This window comes from Rhodococcus sp. G6(2025) (assembly GCF_058628105.1).
The window spans coordinates 135777-162651 of record NZ_CP179750.1 but is presented as its reverse complement, the minus strand read 5'-3'; the positions used below and the strand labels follow the sequence as shown (position 1 = coordinate 162651).

The window sequence follows — 26875 nt, the reverse complement described above, 5'->3', positions numbered from 1 at the left end:
CAGGAGAGACCTCATGTCCCAGTACGGGGAACCCGACCATTACATCCTGCATGTGAGCGACACCCACTTCGTGACCGATGGCGCCCTGCTCCACGATTCGGTCGACAGCGACGCCAACCTCTCCCGGCTGTTCGAGCGGCTCGAGAAGGCCGGCCGGCGACCCGAGGCCATCGTGTTCACCGGCGACCTCGCCGACAGGGGCGAGCCCGAGGCGTACGTGCGCCTGCGCCGGATCGTCGAGCCCGCCGCGGAGCGCCTGGGCGCGAAGGTGATCTGGGTGATGGGCAACCACGACGCCCGGCCCGCCTTCCGGAGCGGCCTGCTCGACACCGAACCCACCCAGGACTCGGTCGACGCGGTCGTCGATGTCAACGGATTGCGGATCATCGTGCTGGACAGCACCGTTCCGGGTTTCCATCACGGCCTGATCAGCGACGAACAGCTGGCCTGGCTGACGGACGTCCTGGCCGAGCCGGCACCGCACGGCACCCTGCTCGCCCTGCACCATCCGCCGGTGCCGGGTCTGCTCGACGCCATCGAGTCGGTGGAGCTGAAGGAACAGCACCGGCTCGAGAGGGTGCTCGCGGGCACCGATGTCCGCGGAATCCTCGCCGGACACCTGCATTACTCCACGACGTGCACGTTCGCGGGCATCCCGGTGTCGGTGGCATCGGCCACCTGCTACACCCAGGATCTGCTCGTCGACGAGGGCAGCATCCGCGGTCAGGACGGCGCGCAGGGTTTCAACATGGTGCACGTCTACCGCGACCGTGTCCTGCACACGGTCGTCCCCCTCGACGTGTCCCCCGCCGTGTACGAAATGACTGCGGACGATATTCGGCAGTCGATCGAGCAGCTCACGGCGCCCGGCGTCTGATGTTCGTCGAAGTTCCAGCCGCTACCCCCGCCGGCCACGCGGAGACACCGACGGATCCGTCGCGGGCCGGGCGGGTCCGACGCGGTCTCGCGCCGTACCTGTATCTCCTGCCCGCCGTCGTTCTGCTGATCGTGTGGATCTACAAACCGCTCGGGGAGACCATCGGCCTGTCGTTCTACAAGTGGAACATGGTTCCCACCAGCCCGAAGGTTCCGGTGGGAATGGACAACTACGTTCGCGTACTGTCGCTGCCCGAGCTCCATCAGGCACTGCGGAACACGATTGTGTACGTCCTCGCGTTCATGGTGTTCTCGTTGCTGCTGCCGATGGTCGTCGCGCTGCTGTCGAACCGGGTCGCCGGACGGTGGAAGACGGTTTACCAGGCCCTGATCTTCGTCCCGTTCCTCATCACCCCGGTGGCCGGCAGCGCGATCTGGCGGTGGCTGTTCAATCCCGAAGGCGGCACGATTCCCCGAGTCGCCGCAACCCTGGGGTTCGAGTTGGGCAACGTCTTTCGAGAACCCGGCCTCGCGATGCTCGGTGTCGTGCTGATCGTCGGCTGGCAGATGCTCGGCTTCGGTGTGCTCGTCATCTCCGCCGGACTGGCCGGAATCAATCCCGACTACGCGTCGGCGGCGGCCCTCGACGGCGCGTCGCAAGCGACCATCACCCGCAAGATCACCCTGCCGCTGCTGTCCCCGACGCTCGTGTTCCTCGGCCTCATGACGATTCTTCTGGGGGCGCAGTGGGCGTACCCGATCATCGACATCGTCACGCAGGGAGGTCCGAGCGGTGCCTCCACCAACATCTACTACCTGCTCTACCAGTTCGGATTCCAGAATTTCGACGCAGGACTGTCGGCTGCTGCGGGAACCCTGTTCTTCCTGGGCTTCGGATTGATCGCAGTCGTGTTCGTTCGTGTGTCGGACCGGCTGAGCTTCTACGACAACTAGGACACCCCATGACATTTGCACTCGTCGATGCGCCGGCCCGATCGTCCACCGCCGCTGCCCCGACCCGCGATCCCGGCGACGCCCCGGGCGCCATTCGTTCCCGCAGCCGGGTGGCGACCGGGCACGTGGTTCTCGCTGCCGTCACTGTGTTCAGTATCTTCCCGGTGTACTGGATGTTCGCCACCGCGTTCCGCCGTCCCGAGGACTCCCTGTCCGTCAGCCCCGTGCCGTCTCCGTTCAGTCTGGACAACTTCCGCTACGTGTGGGAGACCATTCCGATGGCGTCGATGCTCGTCAACACGTTCGTCATGGCGTTGGCGATGTCCGTCAGCCAGCTTCTGGTTGCGATCCTGGCCGCCTACGCGTTCGCGCGGTGGTCCTTCTTCGGGAAGCAGGTGTTGTTTCTGCTGTTCGTGGGATCGTGGCTGGTGCCGTTCCAGGTCACCATGATTCCGAACTACCTTCTCATCTCACAGATGGGTCTGCTGAATACCGTTGCCGGGATCGTGATCCCGAATCTGTGTTCGGCGTTCGGTGTTCTGCTGATGCGCCAGCACATGGAGGCGTTTCCGCGAGAGTTGCTCGATGCCTCCCAGATTGATGGCCAGAACTCGTGGGCCACCCTGTGGAAGGTTGTGCTGCCCAACATGAGACCGGCACTCGCGGCACTGGGTATCATGTTGTTCATCTCGGCATGGAACGAGTACCTGTGGCCGTCACTGATCATGCGCCAGTCGAATGCGGTCGTCCAGATCGGAATTCGCGGTTTCCTCGGCGCGGAAGGTAACAACTGGGGCGCTGTGATGGCCGCGTCCGGTCTCGCCTGCCTCCCCATCTTCCTGATCTACCTGTTCCTCCAGCGCTACGTGCGCGACGCATTCGTCCGCTCTGGCCTCAAATGACCATCAGCCGAACACAACCCGAAGGACCTCCGATGAAGATCGTCCAGATCAGCGACACGCACCTGTCCGCCCGCGGCGGGCGCACACAGCAGAACTTCGAACGCGTCGTCGACTACGTGAACCATCAGGTCCGTCCGGATCTGATCGTGCACTCCGGCGACATCGTGATCATCCACCCCGATGATGCGGACGACCGTGCGCACGCCCACGAACTGATGCAGCGGTTCGCCGCTCCGGTGCTCGTCGTGCCCGGCAACCACGACGTCGGTGAGCCGGGCTCTGCACCGTGGAAGGGAATCGGCGTGACCGATGAGCGGGTCGCCGCTTTCGAGGAGGTGTGGGGTCCCGATCACTGGCGCCACGACGTCGACGACTGGACGGTGCTCGGACTGAACAGCGAGCTCTTCGGTTCAGGTCTCGACCGGGAAACCGCGCAGTGGGCCTGGATCGAAGACGTGGCCGCGGACGTCGCCGACTCGCAGCGGGTGATCGTATTCCTGCACAAGCCGATCTGGACTGCGCTGGACGAGCCGGTCGGGCACGCCGTCGACATCGGGGAATCCCGTACCCGGTTACTCACAGCTCTCGGGAAGATGTCACTCGCTGCCGTCGGCAGTGGGCACCTGCACTGCTACCGGCAGACCGTCCGCGACGGGGTGCGCGAGGTCTGGGCGCCGTCTACCGGGTTCGTGGCCGGCGAGGGCGAATCCCTGCCCGGGCCGCTCCACCAACTCGGCATCGTCGAGTACGACTGCACCGGAGAGGCCGTACGCGCGAGCTACCGATCCGTGCCGGACCTCGAAGACGTCACGATTGCCGCCGTGCCCGAGGTGACCGCGGCCATCGACGCACTCGGACACAGCACAGTCGGCTGACGTCGAGTGGCGGCAGTCGCGATCCCGGTTTGATCATCGTCACCGGTGACCGAAGCGATCAGGAATCGAGAAGCGCCGACCACCGGGCCGCACTAGCGTCATTGCCGAGAGCCGTAGAACCGGCGGCTCAGTGGTGGATGTCGCGAGGCGAAGTGACCGATGGGAGAGAGCACATGACGAACACCCCAGGCAAGCGCAAACCCGGAACCCCCGGCGCGTTCTCGCGGTGGATGCAGCGAAAGATGAACTCCCGCATGAACCGCAAGATCCGACGCGGCCGAGGCCAGTTCATGGGCATGGACGTGCTGATCCTGAACACCGTGGGACGTCGCAGCGGACAGCCGCGGCAATCGCCGGTGGCGTGGTTCGACGACGGTAACGATGCCCGACTGGTGGTCGCGTCGGGTGGCGGCAGTCAGAACCCGGACTGGCACGCCAATCTGATGGCGCACCACGACAAGGCGTCGATCGAATTGCCCGGCCACGGCGCCACGCCGGTGATTCCGCAGCAGCTCGACGGCGCCGAGCGTGAGCAGGCCTGGCAGCGCATCGCCGCCGCCCAGCCCCGTATCGCGAAGTACCAGAGCAAATCCGACCGGGAATACCCCGTCATCCGACTCACCGCGCGGTAAATTGCCCCGCTGCGCGTCCGTCAGGTGAGCGATCCGTCAGCGGGAGTTGTGGAGGACGTCCTCGCAGGCGCTCGACGCGACATCAGACACCCACCATCGACACCTCCGACCCGATCCGGGTGAACACCGCCGGGAACGGTGGTGTCGCCACGCACGGTGAGATGATCTGCGATCCGAAATGTGCGACGACGAGGTCGAGTTCGCGGGAGACGAACAACCGCTGGCCGTGGATTCCACTCGCCATGAAGGAGTCGAACGGGTCGTTGAGGATCCACCAGTAGTCCCGGTAGCTCATCGTGGCAGGCGAATTCGCCGATGCTCGCGGCAACCGCACCTGAGCGGTGGCTCCCTCGGGGACGGTGCTGATCGCACGCACCACCGACTCCGGCACGATCTGCCGGTCGCCGAGAGCGCCGCCGCAGCGAAGCATCTCCCCCACCTTGGCGATGTCCCGGAGGGTGGCCGCGTAGCCTCCGCAGGCGGTTTCGACGCCGGCGGCGTCGAGGATGTACCGGGCGTCCTCGTCGGCTCCGATCTTCGACCAGATCAACTCGCTCATCAGGTCCGAGACGGTCGCGCCGGTGACGCGGCTGATCAGGGCGCCCATCGCCTCGCAGCTGCCGTTCTCGTAGTGGAAGACCTCGCCGTACGGGCCGGTCGCGCGGGCCGTTTTCAATCGGTCGAGCAGGGTCGTCGGCCCGTCGTATCCGTCGGGCCGCATCCCGGGGGCCACGACTGCCCACCACCGGTGTGCCTCGACCTCACGATGGAACTTTCGTCCCCCGTAGGCCACCTGTGTCGTCATGTCGAGCAGATGACGAATGGTGGCGTCACCGAACGCCGTTCCCGCCAGCTCGGGCACGTGCGTGGAGACCTGATCGTCCCGGGCGAACAGCCCCTGGTCCTCGAGAATCCCGGCGAGCAGGCCGATGAAGGCCTTGGCCATCGACGCGGTCAGGTGCAGGTCCTGACGGCGGAGGCCGTGCAGGTACTGCTCGTAGACGACCGCGCCGCGGTGCAGCACGATCATCCCGTCCGAATGCGAGTCGACGAGGAGCTGGTACAGGGTGCTCGCTCCCCCGCCTCCGGTCTCCACGGCGAGCCGTGAGAGGTCCTGCAATTGCTCCGGCAGTTCCCAGCGCGGACCGTCGCCGCGCCAGACTCGACGCGTGGGGCCGGTCTCGCCGACGGCCGTCGCCTGCCGCCGGACCTGCGCCGGGTCGGTGAATCCGAGCGTCCATTTCAGTTCTGCGAGTGGCAATTGCGGCACAGCGAATCTCCTCTGTCGGATCGGGATACGGGCTGGGGAACATCGAGTTTCAGGCCAGCGCGGCAAGGGCGGCGCCTGCCGTCGCGAGAACGGCGAGGCTGACGGCGGCGGGGATCAGGAGGCCGAGTGGGCGGGGGTCCTCGGCGCGCCTACGGTATCGGCGGTGCCGCGTCACGGCGCCTGCGACCACCGAAGCGGCAGCGACGCATACTCCGGCCACCGCACCGACGTGCGCGAGGTGCGGGTGGAGGATCGCGGTACGCACGAGTGCGGCGAGGCACAGGCAGACCGCCGGTAGCGTGCGGCGCCACGCCAGCACCGTGCGTTCGGCCTGCAGCGCCGGTGCCGGCGCGGTCACGTGGCCGCCCAGACGACGCCGAGCGCGGCGGCGAGACACACACCGGCGACCAGGGCCGGAGCCAGACGTGATGCAGGCAGCGGGACGCCGCGGCGCATCGCGGACTGCACCGACCGCCATCGCAGCAGCGCACCGACCGCGACGAAAGCGGCCAGCAGGATACAGACCGCACCCAGGGTGTCGTGGAGCGCGGCCCCGCCACGCGGGAGGGGGAACTGGCTGACCGCGACCCCGCCCGCGAGCAGAGCGAGCGCGGTACGGATCCAGGCCAGGAAGGTCCGCTCGTTGGCGAGCGTGAACCGGTAGTCGGGCTCCGTCTCCGTGTCGGCGCTCACGGGAGCAGAAGGAATCGGGCGATGCCGTTCTTCTGGATCTCGGAGGACCCGGTGAGGATCCGGAACATCCGCAGACGCTGGAACAGCGATTCCACCTCGCTGCCGCGGACCACGCCCGACTTGCCGTGGATCTGCACGGCGGCGTCGGCGATCGCGAACGCCTTCTCCGCCACGAACAGCTTGCACATGAAGGCCTCGGTCCGCGGCCGCTCGCCCCGGTCGAGCGCGGCGAGTGCGTCGTAGGTCATCGACCGGGCCGCGTAGAAGTCGGTGGCCATGTCCGCGAGGCGGTGCTGGATGCTCTGCAGCATGCCGAGCGGCGCGCCGTGCACCTGCCTGGTGCGGGCGTAGTCGAGGGACAACTCCAGGGCTCGGCGTGCACCGCCCAGCGCCGTCGGGCAGTGCAGGAGCCGGTTGACCGTGACGCGTCCGAGCCCGATCTTCAGCCCCTGCCCCACCTCTCCGAGCAACTGTTCCGGTCCGACGTAGCAGTCGTCGAGAACGATGTCGGCCTCGATGTGCTGGCCCGACATCGGGGTCTCGCCCTGCTGCACCGTGCATCCCGGGGTGTCCAGGTCGACGAGGAACGCGGAGTAACGCGGGCCGTCATCGCCGTCGTCTGCCATCTTAGCGATGAGGATGGAGAAGTCCGCGAACGGTCCGGCGGTGGAGAACACCTTGTGGCCGGTCAGGCGCCACCCGTCGCCGTCCGGGGTGGCGGTGGTGAGCATGCCGCGCACGTCGGAGCCGGCGTCGTTCTCCGTGAGCGAGAAGCAGCACGCGCGTTCGCCGCGCGTGACGGGGAGCAGGTACTTCTCGATCTGGTACTCGGTGGCGTACTGGAAGATGCTGCCCACCCGCAGCGGTCCGCCCATGTCCCCGAGCACCGAGGTCGACAGCACCCGCGGTGAGGCGCCCACTTCTTCCTTCAGGGCTGCGAGTTCGGTGAACGACAGTCCCGCGCCGCCGAGGTCCGCGGGCAGGCTGACACCGTAGAAGCCGAGTTCGCGGCTGCGTCGCCACACCGGCTCGAGCGTCTCGCGGGTGTACACGCTCTCGGAGGTGAGGCCGAGTTCGCGTTCGTAGTCGGCGAGTTCGCCGTCCAGGTAGTCACGCAGCCGGGCGACGAGGTCGTGCAGGCGAGGGTTGTGGTCGTAGGTGGGGTTCAGGGTGAAGGTCATCGACGGCTCCGCTTTCAGTTGACGTGGCGGGCGGCCTGCGCCCAGTAGGATTCGCGCACCGACTTGCGGTCGATCTTGCCGTTGCGGTTGACGGGGAGGCTGTCGACGAAGTCGATCGAGCGGGGCTTCTTCATGCGCGCGAGGCGTTCGGCGCAGTGCTCGATCAGCTCGTCCTCGGTGACCGGGGTCCGTGTGACCACGACGGCTTTGACTGCCTCGCCCCACTTCTCGTCGGGGACACCGACGACGCACGTACCGGACACGGCTGGGTGCTCGTACAGCGCGGCTTCCACCTCGCTGCAGTAGATGTTGAAGCCGCCCGAGATGATCATGTCCTTCTTGCGGTCGACGATGAACAGGTATCCGTCGTGGCGGAAGTACCCGACATCCCCGGTGTGCACCCAGCCGTCGACGAACGTCTCGGCGCTCAGATCCGGTTCGTGCCAGTACTCGCGCACACAGTCGGGGCCGCGCGCGACGATCTCGCCGATCCCGCCGGCCGGCAGCTCGTTGCCCGCCTCGTCCACCACGCGAACCTCGGTGTCGAATACCGGTCGCCCGCAGGACATCAGCAGTTCCGGATCGGATTCGACCCCTCGCACGACGTCGTCGCAGGTGAGCACGGTGATACCACTCGTGGTTTCCCCGAGACCGTATCCCTGCATGATGACGGGGCCGAACATCGCGACGGCGTCGCGTAGCCGTTGCGGTGAGACCGGGGCGCCGCCCACGCCGACGCACCGCAGGCTCGACAGGTCGACGTCGTTCGCGGCGGGATGGTCCATCAGCATGTTGAGCATCGTCGGAACGACGAACGTGGTGGTGATGCGTTCCTTCTCGATGGTGCGCAGGAACAACTCGGTGTCGAACGCAGGCAGGACGACGACCGCGCCGCCGCGGGCGAGCACGCCGAGCATCATCATCCCGGAGGCGTGGGTGATCGGTCCCGGGGCCAGATACCGGTCCGTGTCGGTGGGCGCGCCCGTGGGGCTCATCAAGCGTTTGCGCATGTTGGCGAGTCGGTTGCCGTAGGTCTGCACGGCGGCCTTGAGTTTGCCGGTGGACCCGGAGGTGTAGTTGAGGACGGCGGGCGCGTCTTCGGGAAGGTCGGCGGCGACGGGATCGCCGAGTCCGTCGGCGAGGAGATCCGTGTATCGGTCCGCGCCGGGTGCGCTGTTCCCGTAGTCGTAGACGGCGATGTCGAGGCCGAGGTCCGCGACGACCTTCAACGCCACGTCGGCGTGCGCGAGGTCGACGAAGAGCGTCTTGACGTTCGCGTCGCGCAGGACGTGGCCGAGTTCGTCGGCTCCCAGGCGCGCGTTGACGGGAACGCGCACGAATCCCGCCTTGCACACGGCCATCTCGGTCACGACGAGTTCTCCGCAGTTGCCGGCGAAAGTGGCCACCGCGTCGCCGATCCCGAGGCCGGTGCGCATCAGCGCGGAGGCGAGACGGTTGGTCGAGTCGTCGAGTTCCCGGTAGGTGAGGCGACTGTCGCCGCACACCACGGCCTCGCTGTCCGGCCGGAATTTCGCGCTCCGGGTGAGGTAGGTACCGAGATTCATGCAGTCTCCAAGATCGACGTGTTGATCGTTATTGGACATAGTGTCCAGCATCGGGCGTGATGTCAAGGGTGCACTATGCTGACGGAACTGCAGGCGTGAGACGAAGGGCGGAAGTCACCGTGGCCACCGAAGACCGGCGTGTGCGCCGCACCAAGCGACTGCTGCGCGACGCACTCGTCTCGCTCGCGCTCGAACGGGGATATTCCGCAGTCACCGTGGAGGACGTCACCGAACGTGCTGACGTCGGCCGCGCGACGTTCTACACGCACTACACGGACAAGGACGAACTGCTCGGCCAGATCGTCGCCGACCTCGGCGAGGACCTGAAGGAGCGGTTGCGGCCCCTCGTGTCCGACTCCTCGGTGGGGTTCACCGGCAAACCGGTGCTCGAAATGTTCCGGCACGCCGCCGAGGAACGCGACGCCTACCGCGTCGTACTGCGCGGTGAGGGCGACGGGCGTGCACTGCGCCGATTCGTCGACGAACGGACCGCCCTTGCCGCCCAGATCTTCTCGACTCGATCCGCCGCCAACGGGGTCACACCCCGCATCGATATGGAAGTGCTGTCGCGGGCGTGGGTGGGCGAGCAGGTGGCCGTGCTGCAGTGGTGGCTCGAATCCGATCCACCACCGCTCACCCCGGAAGCCGTCACCGAAATGTTGCTGGAGCTGTCGCTGCGCGGGCGCTACTGGGCATCCGGCTTCGACGGCTCACCCTCGTCGGACGACGACACCACCTGAGAGTCGCGCACCGCGGCGCTGTCTCGTGCGTACGGCCGGTACAGCAGACCGGAACACAGCCCGTTGACGACGGTGAGTGCCACGGTCACGAGCAGGAGCGCTCCCTGCAACCCGATCGCATCGCCCAGATAGCCGACCAGCAGCGCATATCCCGCGTACGCGAGCGCCTCCACCGTCGACAGTGACACCGCGAAGGCCAGGGCCCGTTGTTCCGGGCGCACCACCGCCATGATCAGTGGACGGTTGACCACCGGTACCTGCCCTTGCAGGAACCCGACCACCGCGAAGATCGCGACGAAGAATCCGATCGACGACGTCGGCATCTGCAGCTCGACGAATACCGCTGCCGCGAAGGCCAACTGACTGGCCTGCAGCATCATCACCCGCCCACTCGCGGGCCACCGGCGGTGCACGGCGTCGTTGAGGCGGCCGCCGACCACGGTTCCGAGCAGGTACCCGATCGCGAACGGCGTAGCGACGATCGCTGCGGTGGCCGTCGAGAATCCCCGCTCCTCCACCAGGAACACGACGCCGAAGCTCATGATCACGTTCTGCCCCGAGAACAGCCGTTGCACCAGGATGTAACGGAAGGTTTTGATGCGCAGCAGCTCCCGCACACCGGCGACGACGTTCTGCGCCTTCTTTTCCGCTTTCACCGCCGCGTCGCCGGCCCTGTTCTCGCCCCCGCCGGGGCGTGTGTCGTCGAGAAACACGACGACGAGAACACCGATCAGAATGCACATACAGCCGGAGAGGACGTAGCCGTACCGCCAGCCGTCGTCGAACCCCGACAGCTGACCGAACAGCGGGGCGCTCACGCCGGTGATGATGGCGACGCCGCCGTACAGCATCCCGGTGGCCCGGCCGCGCCGTCTGTCGTCGTAGAGATCGCCCATGATCTCGAGAGCGATGGGCCCGGCGCCCGCGAAGCCCGCAGCCGCGATGCCGTACAGGATGACGAACTGGGTGAAACTGCTCGACAGGCCCGCCAGGATCACCCACACCCCCCAGAAGCCCGAGCACGTCGCAAGCACGGCCCGGCGCGAGAACCGTTTGGCCAGGAACACCCACGGAACCGCGGCGAAGATGCCCACCGCCTTGGACACCGCCACGATGACGCCGAGCGCCGACGACGAGAGCCCCAACGCCTCTCGCATCAGTGGGAACAACACCGTGGTGATGCTGTTCTCGGCGTTGTCCATCGCGGTCGAGGCCGTGAGCAGACTCAGGTTCTTCCCCCGGGTCCGCCGGCCGGCCGTCAGCGTGCGCGAGGTGGAAACGTCCAGTGCCATCTGCGTCCTCTCGACGAGTCACCCTGCGATGCGTGTGGTCCGCATCACAGGAGCCAATGCTGGCGACAGTATCCATAAATGGACGCTGTGTCTATGTTTGGATTTTCGAGGTCCGAAATAGTGACGCGTTTTCCGGATTCACGCTCGCAGGAGAGGACTGCACCGGGACCGACCCCGTGATCACCACTGATCAGCCTCCTCACGCACCCGGTGATCGTGCAAAAACCGACCGCACACCCGTTAATCTCGAATCGACAACGGGAAGTCGACCTGCGCGAGTTCGAGGCCGTGGGAACCGGGATATCAACGAGGAGCGCGACCATGCCGATGGCACCGTTCGACCCCATCACCGCGATCTACACGCCGGCGCACGCCTGGATGTACGAGACCATCGTGGCCCCGGCCGTCTACCGCTCACGCCACGTCATCGACGAGTACTTTCTGCCGCATCTCGCACCGAACGCCCGCATTCTGGATGTCGGATCGGGCGGGGCACTGTTCACGAACTACATCGCCGACCAGCGCCCCGACGTGCACATTCTCGGCCTCGATCTGTCGGAAGCCCAGATCAAGCGCGCCACCAAACGCATGCGTCACTACGGCGACCGGGTCCGGTTCGACGTCGGCGACGCCACGCGGCTCGACTTCCCCGACCAGACCTTCGACGGTGTGATCAGCTACGGCTCCATCAAGCACTGGTCGTCGCGCGAGGCCGGACTCGCCGAGTGCGTGCGCGTCCTCAAACCGGGTGGCCCCCTGCTGATCACCGATGCGGACCGCAGCACGAGTTTCGAGGACGCCGAAAAGTTCGTGGAGAACTACAAGGCGCCGCGCGTCCTCGGCAGCATCAATCTCGCGATCTTCCACACCTGGATCGCCGGTCGCTCCATCAGCCTCGACGAGGCGCGTGACCTCGCGAGCCGACTCGATCTCGTCGACGAGCACGTCTCCCGCATCACCGAGATGCCACTCGTCATGATTTCCGGTCGTCGGCCCGCGTGAACCTCACCGTCCGTCACGTGTTCCGGGCCGGCAGTGCGGCGATGCCGCTGATGAACGCGGAGAGCAGCAGTTCCGGTTCGCCCACCGCGTGGAGTGCGGGGTGGGCGATGAAAAGTTCTTCGAGCATGACGCGCAGCTCCAGCCGTGCGAGGTTCATACCCAGGCAGTGGTGGATGTCTTTCGCACCGAAACCGAGGTGCTTACCGGCGTTCGCCCGGGTGATGTCGAACCGGCCCGGACCGTCGAAGATGCGTTCGTCGTGGTTCGCGGACACGTACCACATGACGACCTTGTCCCCCGCCGCGATGTGGGCGCCGCCGAGCTCGGTGTCGACGGTCGCGGTGCGCCGCATGTAGGGCACCGGGGAGGCGAAGCGGATCACCTCGTCGATCGTGTTGTCGATGTGGCCGGCGAAATCGGCGAGCAGCAATTCTCTCTGATCGGGGTGCTCGGTGAGCAGATGCAGCGCCCAGGCCAACGCTTGACGGGTGGTCTCGAAACCCGCCGTGATCAGCAGGATGACGAACGAACCGAACTCGGTCGGTGTGAGGGCCTCGCCGTCGACCATCGTCGACACCAGCCGGGACGTCAGATCCTCACCGGGATCCGTCTTGCGTCTCTCACCCAGCTCGAGGGCATACCCGTAGATCTGGCCCAGGCCGGCCGCGCCGCCGGGTGCGGTGACGAACTCCTGATCACCACCTCCGGCAACGACGTCGGCCGCCGCGGCCAGGATCATCGGCCGGTCGCTCTCCGGGATCCCGATCAACTCGCAGATCACCTGCACCGGCAACCGGGTCGCTACGTCGGGGACGAAGTCGAACTCGGCATCTCGGGGAAGGTCCGCGGCGATCTGCGCAGCGTAGCCGCGCACCCGCTCGGCGATGCCCCGCACCGACGCCGCGGTGAACGCCGATTGCACGATGCCCCGCAGACGCCGGTGACGGGGATCGTCCATGGCGATCATCGACATGGCGAACTCGAGGATCTCGACCGGGACGTCGTCGATGGTGAAGCCCTTGGCCGAGGAGAAGACCTCCGGGTTCCGGCTGACCGCCACCACGTCGTCGTATCCGACGACCGACCAGAAGCCCGGACCGGCTGTTTCCGTGTGGAACTCGATCGGCGATCGCTGACGAAGCTCCTCGAACATCGCGCGACGACCCGCGAAACGGCGGTCCCAGAACGCCCGTGATGCGGGCGAGATGATTTTTTCGGACGCAGAACCCGTCACCGGTCCCCCTCGGTCGTATCGATACTGCGACCCTACTGGGGAAGCCATGGTTACGCTGATGAGGCATCACCGCAGGTCAACAGCTATGATCATAGGATCACCCGGCGGTGCGCCGGAGATGAAACGGGGAGGATCGACCTGTGGCGTCGAGGGTTCGGCTCGGCAACCTGCGAGAGGTGCGCGATCATCCGTTGGGGATGACCGAGACCGGGTTTCGCGCCGACCTGACCCAGCCCGAAGCGTTCGCCAGAGGTCGTGGCCCGTTTCCCGGTGATGCCGACAGCGTCCGGTCCGAGCGTGAACTGTTCGTCACCGCGCCGGACGACGAGGTGCTCGCGGTGGCGACGATCACCGGGGTCCGCGAGCACGACGGCGAACTCGTCGTCGACGGAGACCTGGTTGTCGATCACGAACGGGTCGGGACGCGGCTGCTGATACGAACACCGGCCGAGAACGTCTTCTCCTGCGCGGACGAGGAATCGGCGTGGGCGGGCTCGATCGAGCGGGCGCGGTGGGTCTACGTGCGGGCGCTGGTCGAGGTCGCAACGGTCAAGACGGCGTCCTACGACCGCAGGCTCGCGGGCGCAGATCCCGCCGCCGACCCCGAGCTGACCCTGGCGACTGCCAACGAGACGATGCAGGTGGTTCCGCGGTACGTGATGATCCACCGCAGCGGAAAGCTGCGTCTCGGCGGGCCGTACGCCGACACCGCGGACTGGGACGGCCACGTCGAACCCTGGACGGATTACGGGTACGTCGATTGCCTGCGCCTCGACGACGTCCTGGGCACCAGCGGCGACCTCGACATCGACGTGCTCCGGCCGCTCACGTCGCGGGCCACCGCCGCGGAACTTCTCGAGTCATTGGGCTGGGACAAGGTCATCCGTCGATTCGTCGACGACCGCACACCCCCGCAGTAGCACCGAGCCGGCAGTGATTGCCGCGGGCGCTTGGCCTGTTCGGCCGCGACCCGGGTCGGATCGGTGGCATTGTTAGTACGGGCTGTTATCTCATCGTGGGTGCGGCACGCGGCCGCACAGGTGCTACTCGGCTGGGCTTCGTCCAGCCGCCGAAGTTCATTGCAGAAGGCATGATCCGTTACCACTCGACGGGAGTTCATCGCATGGCCACGCACACCCATCTCGGACACATCTTCCACATCGCCGGCACACCGAAAGTGACCGAAGCCGCGGCCGCCCTGGTATCGATTCCCGACGGCGCCCTGGTGCTGGACGACGGCGGGCGAATCGTGTTCTGCGGTGACCGAGCGGAGATCCCGTCGGATTACGAGTCCGGCACCGTGCACGACCACAGGCCCGGCTTTCTGCTGCCGGGGTTCGTCGACACCCACATCCACTTCCCGCAGACCTACGCCGGCGACTCCTACGGCGGCGGTCAGCTGCTGGAATGGCTGACCCTGTGCATGTTCCCGTCGGAGACGAAGTTCGCCGACCCGGAGTTCGCGCAGCAGGCGGCCGTCGAGTTCACCAACCGGCGCATCTCGGCGGGCACCACGGCCGCCATGGTGTTCGGGTCGGCGTTCCCACATGCGCAGGACGCGTTGTTCACCGAGACGCAGAAGGCCGGTCTGCGGATCGTCAGCGGCCGCGGAATTCAGACCGTCGGCGGCGAAACCGCTCAGCCGCTGATGACCTCCGAAGAGGACGCGATCCGGCTCACCCGCGAGGAGATCGAGAAATGGCACGGCGCCGACACCGGCGATGTTGCCACGGCGTTGCTGCACGTGGCGATCATCCCGCGGTTCTCGCTGTCGGTGACCCCCGAGACCCTGAAAAATCTCGGAGAACTCTACGAAGAGGTCCGCGACCGCGGGGTGTACGTGCACTCGCACCTCAACGAGAACAATCGTCCCGGCACCGGCGAGGTCGACTCGACCAAAGAGACCTATCAGGTGAATTCATACCTGGACACCTACGACGGGAAGTTCCTGCCCGGTTCGGAAGTGGGCGGGAAGAGCCTGCTGGGCCGACGCACCATCCTCGCGCACTGCGTGCACTGTCAGGATGTCGAGCTCGAACGGATGGCCGAGACCGGCACGTCCGTCTCGCACTGCCCGATCTCGCAGCTGTTCCTGGGATCCGGAACGATGCCGTGGAAGCGCACCGTCGCGTCGGGCGTCAACATCTCGGTGGGAACCGATTTCGGCGGCGGCGACGAATGGCTGATTCCCCGGGTGCTCGGCGACGCGTTCAAGGTGCACATCACCGAGGCCGGTGACGACGGGGTGTCGATGCATCCGGCCGAGATGCTGTTCGTCGGCACCCTCGGCGGTGCCCGGGCACTGGACATGGAGGACCGGTTCGGCAATTTCGACGTCGGGAAGGAAGCCGACTTCGTCGTCGTCGACCCGTCCGGCACGCCTGCGCTCGACGGCCTGCTGCGCAACGCCGTTCGCGCCGCCGATCCCGATCTGGCCCGCGATCAGACCCTGTTCGCGTTGCTGATGGGGATACGCGACACGTCCATCTCCGAGGTCTACGTCGCAGGCCGGAAAGCCAAGGCGTCCTAGACGGGTGGTTTCCCGTGACCGCCGGACGACCTCACGGTCGACCGGCGGTCACGGCTAGGGGTTCACCGACGAATGGTGGTTGGCGATCAGCCACCTTCCGTCTTCGTACCGATAGACCCACGTCACCCTGGCCGCCACATCTAGACCGTTGGCGTTGATGACCCAACGGCCCACGTTGTAGGCGAGGTTGCAATCCGAATACTTGACACTTTCTTCCATACGGGCAATGGGATCGGCCTTGATCAGGTTGACGAAATACTCCGTTATCTCCTCCGGAGTGTCCGCCATAGGCACCGACAGGGCCGGCAGCAGCACCGCATCCGGCCGGTACAACGCGGCGACCCTCCTCGCGTCACCGCTTTCCAGTGCGTCATTCCAACTCGTGAAGAGCGCATCCAGTTCACTGTCTGTCGCGCGCACGCAATTGTCTTCGGAGTCAGAGGATCTGCCCGAGGAACAGGCGACCGCCGAAATCGCCAACGCGAGAATCGCGAAGCCCGAGCCGAACGGTGTGGTATTCATACCAACCTCCGCGGAGAAAGGCGCCTACCGGAATTGACCCGCTAACCGATAAAGCGTAACTCCGGGGCCTGGCTCTGCGGATCGGATCAGCGCACGTCGACCCACGCACGAGATGCGACCGATGCCGTGATGGCGTCGAGAGTTTCGGCCGCGGCCACGGCGTCGGCGATCGTTGCGCCACGGGGCTTTCCGTCGACGATCGAGGCGATGAAGTTGTTCCCTTCGATGACCTTGAGGTCGTCGTAGCTCATCGAGGACGCGGAACCCGGCTGGAAACGGGCATACGCTCCGGCGTCGGGGCCCACCCACACCGTGGTGATCGACTGGTCCTGGTATGTGCTCCCAAGGCTCGTTCCGAGTTCGTTCATCCGGCGGAAGTCCCAGTACACCGCACCCCTGGTGCCGTGGATTTCGAACCCGTAGTTGTTCTGCTCGCCGACGGCCACGCGACTCGCGTCCAGCGTGACCCGTCCGCCGGACGACAGGCGAACCAGCGCGCTGACGAAGTCGTCGTTCTCCACCGGCCCCAACTTGCCGCCCGTCGCGCGCGCATGCCCGCTGGTGGCACCCGTCGGGATGGCGCGCCGGGGGATGAAGATCGCGGTGTCGGCCACGACTGCGTCGATGTCGCCGAGCAGGTACCGGACCAGGTCGACACCGTGCGAGGCAAGGTCGCCCAGAACGCCCGACCCACCGCGCGCGTTCTCGTAGCGCCAGCTCAGCGCGCCGTCCGGATGCGCGGCGTAGTCGCTGAGGAAGCGGAAGCGTGAGTGCGTGATGGTGCCCAGCTCGCCCGCCGCGATGAGATCGTGCGCCATCGCAACGGCCGGTGCGTTTCGGTAGTTGAATCCGACGGTCGACTGGACGCCTGCCTTCTCCACAGCGGCGGCGACTGCCTTCGCGTCCTCGGACGACAGCCCGACCGGCTTCTCGATCCAGATGTGCTTGCCCGCCTCCGCCATCGCGACGCCGATCTCGCGGTGCAGGAAGTTGGGTGCGGTGATGCTGACCGCGTCGATGTTCTCGTCGGCGGCGATGTCGCGCCAGTCGGTCAGCGCTGCGCCGAACCCGAACTGGGCGGCAGCTTCCTCGGCGCGGCCGGGTACCTCATCGGCGACGGCCCCCAGACGGATGGACGGCGCTTCCGGAAAGTGCTGGCGCTGACGCAGATACGCGTTCGTGTGCACTCGGCCCATCCAGCCGAATCCGGCGACGGCTACTGCGATTTCGGTGGGGTTGACGTTGGTCAAGATCGACTCCGGAATGATCGGTGCGGCGTGTGTCTCTACGACAGTGCTGCGCGCCACGAGCCAAGTCAATCATTTGTTCTGACAAAGTGGCTCTCGAGGTGATTTTGATGGCTTTTTCGGGCCTCGCACCGCAATCGCGCGGAGGGACCGCTGATCGCGCGGACCAGCGTTCCCCTTCCGCAGCAGGTGCCGACCCGGCGCACCTCCACCAGCGACTACGCGCCCGCGCGTCGCACCAACGCCGGTACGCCGGCGTCGACCCGAACCATCCACTGATCCAGCGACTCGAACATCTCGTCCCCCGACGGTCCACCGGGCACAGAAAGTTCATGCAACGCTTGGCCTTCCGAAGGAACAAGCGAAACCTGAGGCGGAACGTCCTCACCCGATGCCGGGCCCGACGCCACGTCCGCAGTTCGCAGGACAGCGGCGAGAATGCTGCCCTGTTCGTCCGTCAGGACCTGCATCTGGGAAACCCTTGGCGATTCCTGTGTCGTCATGCGAGGACGCCTCCTTCCAGATGGAACCACACGCCCGAAGTGGAGCTGTTGTGAATGCCGAGCACGTAGTACTGCTTGCTGGGGCCGCCGAACACCGGTGCGTTCGCGGTGCCCTGCCATTGCGTCATCAGGATCTTCGTGCCACCACCGCCCTGGCTGGCGTCGAGTCTCGCAGTCGCCAACTGCGGGCCCTTCCAGATGTCTCCAAACGAGAAGGAGAATTGATTCGCCTGCCCAGCGGCGAGAAAAAGCCCCTGAGGAGTTGTCGACCAAGCCATTTCGGTGTCCTTTCGTCGAATCACGAATGCGATACAGGACCGACCGTACGAGGACCCTCGCCAGTTGAACCGAGTAGTCGACTACTCGAATCTATCGGCCGAGGGCCTGACCGGTCGACGCATCGATCGATGCGAACACGGAAAATGAGCAACGGTCAGGTGGTCAGTTTCCGTTGCCGGTTCGCTGCCCGCCGGATCTGAAGGATCCGGACACCGCCGACGAGCGCCATGACCACCGCGCCCGCGATGGCCGCGAACAGCAGAGTGACCCCAAGCGGGACCGTGAACTCCCAGACGAACAGTTCCAGGACGACGCTGTCGAGGTTCTGCAGGATGAACACGAGAAGCAGGACCAGAACGAGAATGCCGATGACCAGACCAGTCCACGTCGCCCCGGTACGCGTGTGCTTGATCCCCTTACCTCTCGCCACATCCGGCGGTATCCCGGAACCCGCGTCATGGGCGTGCGGGTCGGAAGGAGGCACCCCGCCGCCCGGCGTCTGTCCTGCCGGCAGGTGCGGTCCGGCGTTCGGTGTTTCGTCCGTTGGGGGCAACATGGGACCCGATTACCCAGGCCGTCACCCCACCAACCGGGTCAGGGCTGTTCCCTCCGGCACGTCGGGATGTCGATCATCGTGGCGTGATCAACAGGGGCACGAACCGGTCGATCAACTCCTGGATGGGATCCTGCGCCACCGGCGGTGGTGGTGACGCCGGATCCTCCGCGAAGGCACCGAGAACGTCACCGGTGTGCTGGTCGGCAGTGCCGTACGTGTTGGCCGCTACCGAGAAATCGGGCCCGAACGACGCGGAAGCGACAACACTGGGCCCCAGGTCCGACCACCCCCACTTGGTTCCGGTCACCGACGGCAGCCGCCCGGTACCCCAGTTCTGATGGGTTCCGTCGGCGGCGACGGGGGCCGCGGTGGCCATCCACTCCAGAATGCGGCTGTCCGGATCGGTGGTCTTCTTCGCCTCGAGGAACGTCACGGTGTCCGCGGTGCTGGTAACCGCATCGCCCCAGAATCCGGAGCCACGGGTACTGGTCAGCCCATACTCGGCCGCGATCGCATCGATCGACTGCGGGTACTTGGCGTACGCCTGCGAGGCGGCGGAGTCGTCGCTGTCGCGGATCATTTGCTGTCCGAGCGCGAGGTCCTCGGGAGAGCCGTCGCCGTGCCGGAGCATGTAGTCGGCTACATACAGCTTCACGATCGACAAACCCGGCCGGGCTTCCCCCTGATTCGCCGTCCCGACGCGCGTTCCGCTCGGGGTGTGCATGAACGACAGCGCCGTCCGCCCCGGCACCTCGTCGATCCTGTCGGGCGCCGGAGCCGAATGGGCCGTCACTCCGGACGCGGACGCGACGAGCCCGGCCACCAACAGTGACAGCGCGGCGCGGCACGCCCACCTCTTCATAACGTGCGAGTACCCGGTTCCACCCGGGCTCAGCCGCCCGATCACCGGAAATCTGCCAATGCTCCCGGCCTCGATTCGGACTCTGCCTGATCATGGGCTCGACGCCATCGCCGAGAGCAACCGGCCGCTGACGCTTACGGAACTTGCGGCGAAGACGGGGCTTCCGCGGTCGACGGTCCATCGATTGATCCAAGCGTTCGAGCAAGAGCTGTACGTGGTTCGAGTGCCCGAACGCCCTGGATACGTTCTGGGGCCGGGGTTGTTGAAGTTCGGGATGAACGCGCACTTGCGGCTGCTGGCCGCCAATCGTGGCGCTCTGGTGTCTCTGGCGCGGTCGGTCAACGAGAACGTCGAGTTGGCGGTATTCAGTGGCCGGGAGGCGGTCGTGGTGGACCAGATCGCTGCGCCGGACCGCCTGAAAGGTGTCACCAAGGTCGGGAAGAGCTTCTCGCTGCACGCGAGTTGTATCGGTCTGGCACTGCTGGCGCACCTCCCCGATGACCGAGTGGCTGAGCTCCTGCCGCAACACCTGCAGCGGTTCACTGCGAATACCATCACCGATCATCAGGCGTTGACCGATCGGCTGGCCGAGGTGCGACGCTCGCATATTGCATTCGACATCGAAGAGCACGACGTCGGAATCTGTGCCATCGCTACCGGCATGACCGGGCCGACAGGCGCTGTGCAGGCAATCGCCGTGGTGATGCCGACCCGCCGATTCAAGGAGAAGGCGCACATGGCAATTGACAGTCTGCAGCTGGCCAACCGGCTTGTTCAGCCCAGTCTTGCTCGTGGTCAACTCCGGGTGAGCCAGCGTGCCGCCGAGGATGCCGGCGGCGACTAAAGCGTGTCTTCGGATAAATGACGAGCGCCGCGCAGCAGGTACCCGGGGCCTGTCCCGCTCGCCATTGCCAGTTCCGCGCTGCCACCAAGCGAGTAGCCTGACACTGCACCAGGGTCGGGATCCAACACGAGAGGCTGACGCCGTGCGTCGTGCAGCAATTCGCCGTTCGTTCGTAGCCTGGGCCGCGGCATCCGTGGCGGTCCTCGCGATCCCGCTCTTTTCGTCCGCCACCGCGATGGCGGACCCGCCGCCGGTCCCGGCAGCGACGACCACGGCGTTCCAGGTCCCGGTGCGGTTCGTCGCAGGATGCCTGTTGCTGACCACGTTGGCCTGTGACTACCCGCCGCCGCTGTCGACCGTGACACCGTCAGCAACGACGGGTGCATCCGGCGTGGTGACCTTTGCGGCGGAGCGTTCAGCGACGACCGCGAGATACTGCGTCGCAGTGTCGGTGAACTGGCGGAACCTGACCACCGGCGTCGCCGGCTCTACCGCCCTCCGACTCGTGGAGCCCGACCACAGTCGGCCCACCGCACCGGAGGATCGGTGCCGATACGCCCCCGCGACGGTCGTCACCGGCAGCGGCACGATCGCCGCGCTCGCGGACGTAGGCGCACACCCCCCGGCCGACGGGTACCAGATTCTGGTCCACCCGGGGCTCGGCACCTTCCCTGTCCCGTAGAGAATGTGTGCTAGGTGACCGGGTAGTGCGCCGGTCCGTCTCAGGCAGACGCTTTCACTCCGGCCGAAGGCTCGCCGGCCGGGGTGCCATCGGAGATGGCGTCGGCCGCCTTCGAGTTCGACGCGCGATCGGTGAGGTAGAGGACGAACACCGCCACAAGGCAGATTGCGGCCGCCGCGCCGAACGCGGTGAACAGACCCTGCGCTCCCCCGGAGGCCACCGCCGCACCGCCGATCACGGGGCCGAGGAAGGCGCCGATGAACGAGGTGCCGTTCGACCATCCGAGGGCGGTGGCGCGGACCGGGAGTGGGTAGATGTCGGCTGTGGTGGTGTGGATGAGGTTCATGGTGGAGTGCCCGCCGATTCCCATCAGTGCGATGCACGATGCCGTTGTCACGATCGACGGGGGAAGCGCGAGCATTCCGAGTAATCCGGCGAGGGTGCAGGCCGCCGTGAGGACGGCGACGAGGGCACAGCCGCGCCGGTTGGCGGCCCAGGCGCTGAGGAACGAGCCTGCTACTGCTGCTCCGGTCAGGGTGAAGGTGAACAGCAACGCTGTTCCCAACGAGTACCCGAGATTGACCATGGCCTGCATGGCCCAGACGTTCAGCCCCTGCCAGGCGACCATGTTGGCTATCGCGCACAGGGCGATGACCGCGGCGATGAGCGGCGCACCACGTAGGAGAGAGGCCTATGCCGGCCCACACCGTCCGTTCCGGGCAGCACGATCGCCTTGCCGCACATACCGATTACTGGGAGTCGCAGCTCCATGCACGCTGCCGCCGGTTGGGAGCGACAACTTTCTTCGCTCCGGACGACGAGACCGGTGGCGAACGGGCCCGCCGGGAGCGCGATGCGAAGAAGATCTGTTCCTTCTGCGAAGGCCGCACGGACTGCCGTTTCTCGCGGCGGGCCTGACTTTCAGCGCAGTCCTCGGAGTGTCCGGTTCATCGCCACGCGTCGCGGCTGGTCGCCACCCCTACGCAGAACTGTGCCGAGTCCGCGCGGTGCCTGTTTCCCGAGTCGGTGCGCCGCTCGGCACCGTCGGTGCACACTGAACTCAGTCCCGCGGCCCGGATCGGTGCTCTTACCGGAACCGCGGTGGCGGTGCAGGAGGACCGGATGTTCCACCGCGGCGAGCACGCCGTCACCGAAGCCCACACGCTCGACGAGGACCTGCTCGTCGAGCCCGTGGTCCGCCGCCGCCCGTGGGTCGAATTCTTCACTTCGACGCCCGGGCGGCTGACCGTGCTGGGGATCGCGCTCATCGCCGCGGTCATCGCCGCGGGCGCCATCACCTCGGGGGCGGTCGGCGCGCGCCAACAGCGAGTCGAGACATTGCGCACCCACACCGAGCCCCTCGCAAACGCGGCCCAGGCGCTCTACAGCTCGCTGTCGATCGCCGACGCCGCCGCGACCACGTCGTTCGTCTCCGGTGGCGGTGGTGTCGAGTCGACTGCTGGCGCGGAGCAGTTCACCCAGGCGATCGGGGACGCGTCGAACGCGCTGGTCACGGCGACCAATGGGGTGTCGTCGCAGGACGCCGAATCGCTGGCACTGCTGTCGGACGTGGTGCGCGACCTCGCCGAGTACTTCAACCTCGTCGCCACGGCTCAGGCGAACGACCGGGCCGGTAACCCGGTCGGGGTGGCGTATCTGGCCGATGCGTCCGCGCTCATGCAGGCCACCATCCTCCCGTTGGCGGAGCGACTCTACGTCCATCAGGCCGAGGCGGTCGCCGAGATCCAGACGCACACCGCCCAGCTGCCCGCGACCGCCTTCACGGTGACCGCGGCCGCCCTCGTCGCCCTCGTCCTCGCCCAGCTGTACCTCGTCCGGAAGAGCAAGCGCCGGTTCAACCCCGGCCTCGCTGTCGCCACCCTGCTCATGGCCGGGCTTCTGCTGTGGCTGATCGGCGGAAGCCTGGTGTCGACGTCGGCGAGTGAACACGCGAGAACCGAAGGAACACAACCGATCAACGCGGTTGCCCGCGCTCGCATCCTGGCGCAGCAGGCCCGCGCCGACGAAACCCTCGCAATCCTGCAACGCGGTTCCGACACCCAGTCGGAAGTCGACTACGCGCGGCACTCCCAGGCCTTGTCCGACGAACTCACCCGGCAGCTGGAGAGCTCGCATGGTCGCGCCGCCGAGCAACACCTTCGCGACGCCGTGACGGCCCGCGACGGCTGGCTGGCCGCGCACCGGGACATCGAGATCGCCCTCGAGCGCGGTGACTACCCGACCGCCGCGGCGATCGCCGCCGGATCCGGCTCGGGCACGTCGTCGACGCAGTTCGCCGCCCTGGACGAGTCCCTCCGGAACGCGATCGACCGACTCCGCGACGACGAGGCCAACGCGGTGACGGACGTCTACCGGTCGATGTCGGCACTGGCAGTCGGTAGCATGATTATTGGCGTGTCCTGCGGATTCGCCGTCGGCGGGGGGATCTGGCCGCGACTGAACGAGTACCACTGATGACACAGGTGAGGCTTCCGAGACCGGGGGCGAGACCGCGTGCCCGGCACCTCGTCGGCGTACTCGCCGTCGCCGTGCTCGCCGGCTGCGCCGCACCCGACCCTCTCACCCCGACCGTCGCGGCCACGTACACCGCACGACCGATGACGGACGGTGCGCAGATCATCCCGCCCACGGACAGTCCGCCGCCGGAGCCACCGCTCCCCGAGTCGTGTGGGGCGCTCGCGAGCCTGCGCCCCGGCCCGCAACCCCCGCCCGGGCAGATGCCGCCCGGTGGATCACTTGCCGAGATCGCAGGGCGGGGCCGGTTGATCGTCGGCGTCGACCAGAACACCAATCTGTTCAGCTTCCGAGATCCGACCACCGGCACCCTGCAGGGGTTCGAGATCGATGTGGCGAAGGAGATCGCCCGCGACATCTTCGGCGATCCGACGAAAGTCGAGTTCCGGCTACTCACCACCGCCGGCCGGTTCTCCGCACTCGAGAACAACGACGTCGACGTCGTCGCACATGGATTCTCGATCACGTGCGAACGCGCCCAACGCGTCGGTTTCTCCACCGAGTACGTCCGCGCCTTCCAGCGTATTCTGGTCCCTCGCGGTTCCGACATCGCCGGACCGGCGGACCTGGCCGGAAAACGGGTCTGCACCTTTCTCGACACCACCTCGCTCGGCACCGTCCAACGAGTCGCGCCGGACGCCACGATCATCGCGGTCCCCAACTGGGACGACTGCCTCGTCACCATGCAGAAACGGCAGGCCGACGCGACCAGCACCTCCGACTCGCTCCTCGCCGGGCTCGCCTCCCAGGACCCGAATTTTCAGATCGTGGGGCCACGGCTGGAGACAGAAGAGCACTGGGCGATCGGTGTCAACAAGTACAAGGAGGACCTGGTGCGGTTCGTCAACGGCACCCTCGAACGCATACGCGCCGACGGAACGTGGATGCGCGTGTACGACCGGTGGCTGGCCACACCACTCGGGCCGATCGCGGGCCCACCCCCGGCCACGTATCGCGATTGAGGGTCGACGCGGACATCGGACGTGCTGGAAAGTTGTTGCGACACTGAGCGCGCCCACCACCGATCCCGAACCTCCGACGGTGTGGGGAAGGCCCACGCATTCTGGCTGAAAACCCCCCGGCGAGTCGTATCCCGGACTGCCTGATCTCGACCCGACGGGATACGGCCCGCACCCTCCACGGTAAACCGCCTCCGGACGGACCTCAATAGCCAGTACGACGGCGGTTTCCGTCGTTAACCGGGACCGTCATTGCACCGGCGTCAGCGATCACCTCGCACCAGCTTCGGGGCGGGAAACAACGCGTGCGCCAGTGTCCTCTGCGACTGCAACCGTGTGTGCCGCGTCCATGCCTCTGCAACACCGCCGAGCGCGTCTGGAGACCCGGCGTCGACGACGATCAAGTCCGGATCGAGGCAGCCGCGAGACCCGCACGCGCACAGAACGTCAGAGGTGTCGTCGATGCGTAGCGACCGCACCTACCGACAGCCCGCCACGATCCGCCGACGAGCCGGCTAGTTGATGCGTGGCCTCCGGACGCGTTCGGCGTTGCGCGGCGGGAAGGGTTCGCCATTGTTGTATTCGCGTTCGAGGACGGTGAGGTAGTGGGCGAGGGCTTCGTCGACGAGGCTGGACCAGCTGTTGGGGGCGCCGGCGATGTGGCCGATGGCGGCGACGGCATTCTTGCCGTTTTCGACCTTGGCGCGGTTGATGAGGACGGATTCCTGCTTCTTGTCTGCGGGGACCCGTCTGGTGGTCTTCTTTTCCTCGCCGAGGGCCACCGGTTCGGCTGTGGTGGCTGCTTCTTGTGCGACGTCCACGCCCTGTTCGACGAGGTTCGGCAGTCGTCGCTTGCGGCGTTCGAAGGGGTTGCTTGCGAGTCCTGCGACGTCCACGCCCTGTTCGACGAGGTTCGGCAGTCGTGGCTTGCGGCGTTCGAGGGGGTTGTTGGCGAGTCCGGGTTTACGTGTCACGCTCGTCAGGAGGTCCTTGTGACCGGTTGTCGAGTACGTCCCGTCCTGGTGGGCGCCTGTGCGGGGCTGGGGGCGGCGTGCGAGGGGGTTGTTAGCGAGTCCCGGCTTACGTGTCACGCTCATCGGGGGTCCCTTTCGACGAGTTCTTGGGCGGCGTCGCGGTAGGCGCGCGCTGCGGAGGAGGACGGTGCCCACCTGACGACGGGTTCTTCGGCGCTGTAACTTTCGCTGACGCGGACGGACTTCGGGATGATGGTGTGCATCGTCTGATCGGGGTAGGTCTCGCGGAGCGCGGCGAGGACCTGCTGGTCGATGACCTGGCCGAGTTCGACGCGGCCGCACAGAATGTGATTGAGCCGTGCAGTGGGATTGAGCAACTCGACCTGCTCGGTGATGTAGTTCTCGATCCGCATGAGCGCTTCGAGTTCCATGGCTCCCGTCATGACAGCGGCAAGCACTTCGGTGCAGGCGACGAGTGCGCTGATGGTCAGGTGGTCGAAGTCTCCGGGGCAGTCGAGGAGGTTGAAGTCGACGTCGGGGGCGCCGGCGAGGGCTTTGCGCAGGACGCCGTGTGCACCGGGCTTCTTGAGGAAATAGGGCCCGACGGAATCGAGTTCCTTGGTGGCGGGAACGAGGTGGATCCCGGACGCGGTGATGGTGGTGGCATCTTCGATGCTCGCCACCAGCATGAGTACCGACAGGACATCGTTGTCGACGGCTTCGGGCGTGGCGCCGAGCCAGGTGGTGGCGTTGCATTGTGGGTCGAGGTCGACGACGCGGACGGTGTAGCCGGCTTCGACGAGGGCTTGGGCGAGGTTGACCGCGCTCGTGGTTTTGGTGGAACCACCTTTATGGTTGACCACTGCGATGGTGCGGGTCATGTGGGCCTGTCCCTTCGTGTAAATATAGTGACCTAGCTCAAGATACTTAACTTGGTCGAGGCACGCGGATGACCCGCCGATCCGAGCGCGGAACCCTCGACCTCTGTGTGACGGCGGCTACACGAATGTGAACTGCAGCCGCGTCAGGTGGGAGTGCGGCCTGAACGATTCGGCCTGCCCCGCCGGCCCCGCCCGCCAGGCACTCCCCCGGTGGTCCGACTACCGACGTGGTTCTACAGCGGCTACCGGTAGCGTGCTCCGCATTTCATCGGATGCAGATGTCGT

30 protein-coding genes are annotated in these 26875 nt (G+C 66.4%); 14 read left to right on the top strand and 16 right to left on the bottom strand.

Annotated features, from left to right (window positions below):
- Positions 1-13 precede the first annotated feature (13 nt).
- From ACLIVD_RS00815 to ACLIVD_RS00795, 5 genes are all read left to right on the top strand, one after another.
- Complete coding sequence (locus ACLIVD_RS00815; RefSeq protein WP_317570896.1) at positions 14-877, top strand: phosphodiesterase; 864 nt, start codon at positions 14-16, stop codon at positions 875-877.
- Positions 877-1830: a carbohydrate ABC transporter permease gene (locus ACLIVD_RS00810; protein ID WP_491931769.1), complete on the top strand. Its 954-nt coding sequence runs from the start codon at positions 877-879 to the stop codon at positions 1828-1830. Before ACLIVD_RS00815 ends, ACLIVD_RS00810 begins: the two co-directional genes overlap by 1 nt.
- Before the next feature lie 8 nt (positions 1831-1838).
- The gene (locus ACLIVD_RS00805) at positions 1839-2732 is read left to right on the top strand and encodes a carbohydrate ABC transporter permease (protein WP_491931768.1); all 894 of its coding nucleotides are present in this window, start codon (positions 1839-1841) and stop codon (positions 2730-2732) included.
- 32 nt (positions 2733-2764) lie between these two features.
- On the top strand, positions 2765-3607 hold the full coding sequence (locus tag ACLIVD_RS00800) for a metallophosphoesterase family protein (RefSeq protein WP_491931767.1): 843 nt from the start codon (positions 2765-2767) through the stop codon (positions 3605-3607).
- Between the two features lie 173 nt (positions 3608-3780).
- Positions 3781-4239: a nitroreductase family deazaflavin-dependent oxidoreductase gene (locus ACLIVD_RS00795; RefSeq protein WP_491931766.1), complete on the top strand. Its 459-nt coding sequence runs from the start codon at positions 3781-3783 to the stop codon at positions 4237-4239.
- 82 nt (positions 4240-4321) lie between these two features.
- On the opposite strand, the gene ACLIVD_RS00790 is transcribed toward ACLIVD_RS00795, so the two are convergent.
- Genes ACLIVD_RS00790 through ACLIVD_RS00770 form a run of 5 tightly spaced genes read right to left on the bottom strand, consistent with a single transcriptional unit; the run spans position 4322 to position 8948 of the window.
- Complete coding sequence (locus ACLIVD_RS00790; protein WP_491931765.1) at positions 4322-5509, bottom strand: serine hydrolase domain-containing protein; 1188 nt, start codon at positions 5507-5509, stop codon at positions 4322-4324.
- Positions 5510-5558: 49 nt separating this feature from the next.
- Complete coding sequence (locus tag ACLIVD_RS00785) at positions 5559-5867, bottom strand: DUF202 domain-containing protein (RefSeq protein ID WP_491931764.1); 309 nt, start codon at positions 5865-5867, stop codon at positions 5559-5561.
- Positions 5864-6202 (bottom strand): YidH family protein, encoded by a 339-nt coding sequence (locus tag ACLIVD_RS00780; protein WP_491931763.1) that lies wholly within the window; start codon positions 6200-6202, stop codon positions 5864-5866. Before ACLIVD_RS00780 ends, ACLIVD_RS00785 begins: the two co-directional genes overlap by 4 nt.
- Positions 6199-7383 (bottom strand): acyl-CoA dehydrogenase family protein, encoded by a 1185-nt coding sequence (locus ACLIVD_RS00775; RefSeq protein ID WP_491931762.1) that lies wholly within the window; start codon positions 7381-7383, stop codon positions 6199-6201. Before ACLIVD_RS00775 ends, ACLIVD_RS00780 begins: the two co-directional genes overlap by 4 nt.
- A 14-nt stretch (positions 7384-7397) precedes the next feature.
- Positions 7398-8948, bottom strand: a complete 1551-nt coding sequence (locus ACLIVD_RS00770) for an acyl-CoA synthetase (RefSeq protein ID WP_491931761.1) — start codon at positions 8946-8948, stop codon at positions 7398-7400.
- A gap of 119 nt (positions 8949-9067) precedes the next feature.
- On the opposite strand from ACLIVD_RS00770, the gene ACLIVD_RS00765 reads away from it, so the two are divergent.
- Positions 9068-9688, top strand: a complete 621-nt coding sequence (locus ACLIVD_RS00765) for a TetR/AcrR family transcriptional regulator (RefSeq protein WP_283353056.1) — start codon at positions 9068-9070, stop codon at positions 9686-9688.
- Here the strand turns inward: ACLIVD_RS00765 and ACLIVD_RS00760 are convergent.
- Positions 9634-10980: an MFS transporter gene (locus ACLIVD_RS00760; RefSeq protein WP_491931760.1), complete on the bottom strand. Its 1347-nt coding sequence runs from the start codon at positions 10978-10980 to the stop codon at positions 9634-9636. The two genes, ACLIVD_RS00765 and ACLIVD_RS00760, sit on opposite strands and share 55 nt — an antisense overlap.
- Before the next feature lie 321 nt (positions 10981-11301).
- Here ACLIVD_RS00760 and ACLIVD_RS00755 point away from each other — a divergent pair, with 321 nt between their 5' ends.
- Positions 11302-11982 (top strand): class I SAM-dependent methyltransferase, encoded by a 681-nt coding sequence (locus ACLIVD_RS00755; protein WP_491931759.1) that lies wholly within the window; start codon positions 11302-11304, stop codon positions 11980-11982.
- A 13-nt stretch (positions 11983-11995) separates the two neighbouring features.
- Here the strand turns inward: ACLIVD_RS00755 and ACLIVD_RS00750 are convergent, their stop codons facing one another.
- Positions 11996-13216, bottom strand: coding sequence for a cytochrome P450 (locus ACLIVD_RS00750; RefSeq protein ID WP_491931758.1), 1221 nt, complete (start codon positions 13214-13216; stop codon positions 11996-11998).
- Between the two features lie 140 nt (positions 13217-13356).
- Between ACLIVD_RS00750 and ACLIVD_RS00745 the strand changes: the two genes are divergently transcribed.
- Together ACLIVD_RS00745 and ACLIVD_RS00740 are read left to right on the top strand one after the other, a co-directional pair.
- Complete coding sequence (locus ACLIVD_RS00745; RefSeq protein ID WP_283353059.1) at positions 13357-14136, top strand: hypothetical protein; 780 nt, start codon at positions 13357-13359, stop codon at positions 14134-14136.
- A gap of 203 nt (positions 14137-14339) precedes the next feature.
- Entirely contained in the window at positions 14340-15746 is a 1407-nt protein-coding gene (locus ACLIVD_RS00740) for a guanine deaminase (protein WP_491931757.1), read from the top strand.
- Positions 15747-15800: 54 nt separating this feature from the next.
- On the opposite strand, the gene ACLIVD_RS00735 is transcribed toward ACLIVD_RS00740, so the two are convergent.
- The 6 genes from ACLIVD_RS00735 to ACLIVD_RS00710 form a co-directional block, all read right to left on the bottom strand.
- The gene (locus tag ACLIVD_RS00735) at positions 15801-16268 is read right to left on the bottom strand and encodes an SgcJ/EcaC family oxidoreductase (protein ID WP_283335764.1); all 468 of its coding nucleotides are present in this window, start codon (positions 16266-16268) and stop codon (positions 15801-15803) included.
- 86 nt (positions 16269-16354) lie between these two features.
- Positions 16355-17518, bottom strand: coding sequence for a Gfo/Idh/MocA family protein (locus tag ACLIVD_RS00730; RefSeq protein WP_491932974.1), 1164 nt, complete (start codon positions 17516-17518; stop codon positions 16355-16357).
- A gap of 215 nt (positions 17519-17733) precedes the next feature.
- A complete protein-coding gene (locus tag ACLIVD_RS00725; protein WP_283335766.1) occupies positions 17734-18018 on the bottom strand; it encodes a hypothetical protein in 285 nt (94 codons plus the stop codon).
- On the bottom strand, positions 18015-18296 hold the full coding sequence (locus ACLIVD_RS00720) for a hypothetical protein (protein WP_009476898.1): 282 nt from the start codon (positions 18294-18296) through the stop codon (positions 18015-18017). The genes ACLIVD_RS00725 and ACLIVD_RS00720 overlap by 4 nt, the downstream gene beginning before the upstream one ends.
- A gap of 155 nt (positions 18297-18451) precedes the next feature.
- Positions 18452-18853, bottom strand: a complete 402-nt coding sequence (locus ACLIVD_RS00715) for a LapA family protein (protein WP_280782807.1) — start codon at positions 18851-18853, stop codon at positions 18452-18454.
- 73 nt (positions 18854-18926) lie between these two features.
- On the bottom strand, positions 18927-19715 hold the full coding sequence (locus ACLIVD_RS00710) for a hypothetical protein (protein ID WP_491931756.1): 789 nt from the start codon (positions 19713-19715) through the stop codon (positions 18927-18929).
- Between the two features lie 58 nt (positions 19716-19773).
- Here ACLIVD_RS00710 and ACLIVD_RS00705 point away from each other — a divergent pair, with 58 nt between their 5' ends.
- Both ACLIVD_RS00705 and ACLIVD_RS00700 read left to right on the top strand, forming a co-directional pair.
- Positions 19774-20559 carry an IclR family transcriptional regulator gene (locus ACLIVD_RS00705; RefSeq protein ID WP_491931755.1) on the top strand — a complete coding sequence of 262 codons (786 nt, stop codon included), beginning with the start codon at positions 19774-19776 and terminating at the stop codon, positions 20557-20559.
- A gap of 142 nt (positions 20560-20701) precedes the next feature.
- Positions 20702-21241 (top strand): hypothetical protein, encoded by a 540-nt coding sequence (locus tag ACLIVD_RS00700; RefSeq protein WP_491931753.1) that lies wholly within the window; start codon positions 20702-20704, stop codon positions 21239-21241.
- 40 nt (positions 21242-21281) lie between these two features.
- Here ACLIVD_RS00700 and ACLIVD_RS00695 read toward each other — a convergent pair whose 3' ends face one another.
- Positions 21282-21887 (bottom strand): MFS transporter, encoded by a 606-nt coding sequence (locus ACLIVD_RS00695; RefSeq protein ID WP_491932973.1) that lies wholly within the window; start codon positions 21885-21887, stop codon positions 21282-21284.
- A gap of 47 nt (positions 21888-21934) precedes the next feature.
- On the opposite strand from ACLIVD_RS00695, the gene ACLIVD_RS00690 reads away from it, so the two are divergent.
- The 3 genes from ACLIVD_RS00690 to ACLIVD_RS00680 all read left to right on the top strand — a co-directional run bounded on the left by ACLIVD_RS00690 (position 21935) and on the right by ACLIVD_RS00680 (position 24738).
- On the top strand, positions 21935-22159 hold the full coding sequence (locus ACLIVD_RS00690) for a WhiB family transcriptional regulator (RefSeq protein ID WP_491931752.1): 225 nt from the start codon (positions 21935-21937) through the stop codon (positions 22157-22159).
- 108 nt (positions 22160-22267) lie between these two features.
- A complete protein-coding gene (locus tag ACLIVD_RS00685; RefSeq protein ID WP_491931751.1) occupies positions 22268-23716 on the top strand; it encodes a GlnX family signal transduction membrane protein in 1449 nt (482 codons plus the stop codon).
- Positions 23716-24738 carry a glutamate ABC transporter substrate-binding protein gene (locus ACLIVD_RS00680; RefSeq protein ID WP_280782814.1) on the top strand — a complete coding sequence of 341 codons (1023 nt, stop codon included), beginning with the start codon at positions 23716-23718 and terminating at the stop codon, positions 24736-24738. The genes ACLIVD_RS00685 and ACLIVD_RS00680 overlap by 1 nt, the downstream gene beginning before the upstream one ends.
- Positions 24739-25250: 512 nt before the next feature.
- Here ACLIVD_RS00680 and ACLIVD_RS00675 read toward each other — a convergent pair.
- On the bottom strand, positions 25251-25832 hold the full coding sequence (locus ACLIVD_RS00675; protein WP_280782815.1) for a hypothetical protein: 582 nt from the start codon (positions 25830-25832) through the stop codon (positions 25251-25253).
- Positions 25829-26590: a ParA family protein gene (locus tag ACLIVD_RS00670; RefSeq protein WP_280782816.1), complete on the bottom strand. Its 762-nt coding sequence runs from the start codon at positions 26588-26590 to the stop codon at positions 25829-25831. Before ACLIVD_RS00670 ends, ACLIVD_RS00675 begins: the two co-directional genes overlap by 4 nt.
- Positions 26591-26875 lie beyond the last annotated feature (285 nt).

Bases quoted from the DNA above. Each gene is read 5' to 3' on its own strand.
- ACLIVD_RS00795 (WP_491931766.1), top strand. From the start codon at position 3,781: ATGACGAACACCCCAGGCAAGCGCAAACCCGGAACCCCCGGCGCGTTC.
- ACLIVD_RS00740 (WP_491931757.1), top strand. From the start codon at position 14,340: ATGGCCACGCACACCCATCTCGGACACATCTTCCACATCGCCGGCACA.
- ACLIVD_RS00760 (WP_491931760.1), bottom strand. From the start codon at position 10,980: ATGGCACTGGACGTTTCCACCTCGCGCACGCTGACGGCCGGCCGGCGG.
- ACLIVD_RS00710 (WP_491931756.1), bottom strand. From the start codon at position 19,715: ATGAAGAGGTGGGCGTGCCGCGCCGCGCTGTCACTGTTGGTGGCCGGG.
- ACLIVD_RS00675 (WP_280782815.1), bottom strand. From the start codon at position 25,832: ATGAGCGTGACACGTAAGCCGGGACTCGCTAACAACCCCCTCGCACGC.
- ACLIVD_RS00775 (WP_491931762.1), bottom strand. From the start codon at position 7,383: ATGACCTTCACCCTGAACCCCACCTACGACCACAACCCTCGCCTGCAC.
- ACLIVD_RS00805 (WP_491931768.1), top strand. From the start codon at position 1,839: ATGACATTTGCACTCGTCGATGCGCCGGCCCGATCGTCCACCGCCGCT.
- ACLIVD_RS00815 (WP_317570896.1), top strand. From the start codon at position 14: ATGTCCCAGTACGGGGAACCCGACCATTACATCCTGCATGTGAGCGAC.
- ACLIVD_RS00770 (WP_491931761.1), bottom strand. From the start codon at position 8,948: ATGAATCTCGGTACCTACCTCACCCGGAGCGCGAAATTCCGGCCGGAC.
- ACLIVD_RS00810 (WP_491931769.1), top strand. From the start codon at position 877: ATGTTCGTCGAAGTTCCAGCCGCTACCCCCGCCGGCCACGCGGAGACA.
- ACLIVD_RS00670 (WP_280782816.1), bottom strand. From the start codon at position 26,590: ATGACCCGCACCATCGCAGTGGTCAACCATAAAGGTGGTTCCACCAAA.
- ACLIVD_RS00720 (WP_009476898.1), bottom strand. From the start codon at position 18,296: ATGGCTTGGTCGACAACTCCTCAGGGGCTTTTTCTCGCCGCTGGGCAG.
- ACLIVD_RS00725 (WP_283335766.1), bottom strand. From the start codon at position 18,018: ATGACGACACAGGAATCGCCAAGGGTTTCCCAGATGCAGGTCCTGACG.
- ACLIVD_RS00735 (WP_283335764.1), bottom strand. From the start codon at position 16,268: ATGAATACCACACCGTTCGGCTCGGGCTTCGCGATTCTCGCGTTGGCG.
- ACLIVD_RS00690 (WP_491931752.1), top strand. From the start codon at position 21,935: ATGCCGGCCCACACCGTCCGTTCCGGGCAGCACGATCGCCTTGCCGCA.
- ACLIVD_RS00800 (WP_491931767.1), top strand. From the start codon at position 2,765: ATGAAGATCGTCCAGATCAGCGACACGCACCTGTCCGCCCGCGGCGGG.
- ACLIVD_RS00705 (WP_491931755.1), top strand. From the start codon at position 19,774: ATGCTCCCGGCCTCGATTCGGACTCTGCCTGATCATGGGCTCGACGCC.
- ACLIVD_RS00715 (WP_280782807.1), bottom strand. From the start codon at position 18,853: ATGTTGCCCCCAACGGACGAAACACCGAACGCCGGACCGCACCTGCCG.
- ACLIVD_RS00755 (WP_491931759.1), top strand. From the start codon at position 11,302: ATGCCGATGGCACCGTTCGACCCCATCACCGCGATCTACACGCCGGCG.
- ACLIVD_RS00680 (WP_280782814.1), top strand. From the start codon at position 23,716: ATGACACAGGTGAGGCTTCCGAGACCGGGGGCGAGACCGCGTGCCCGG.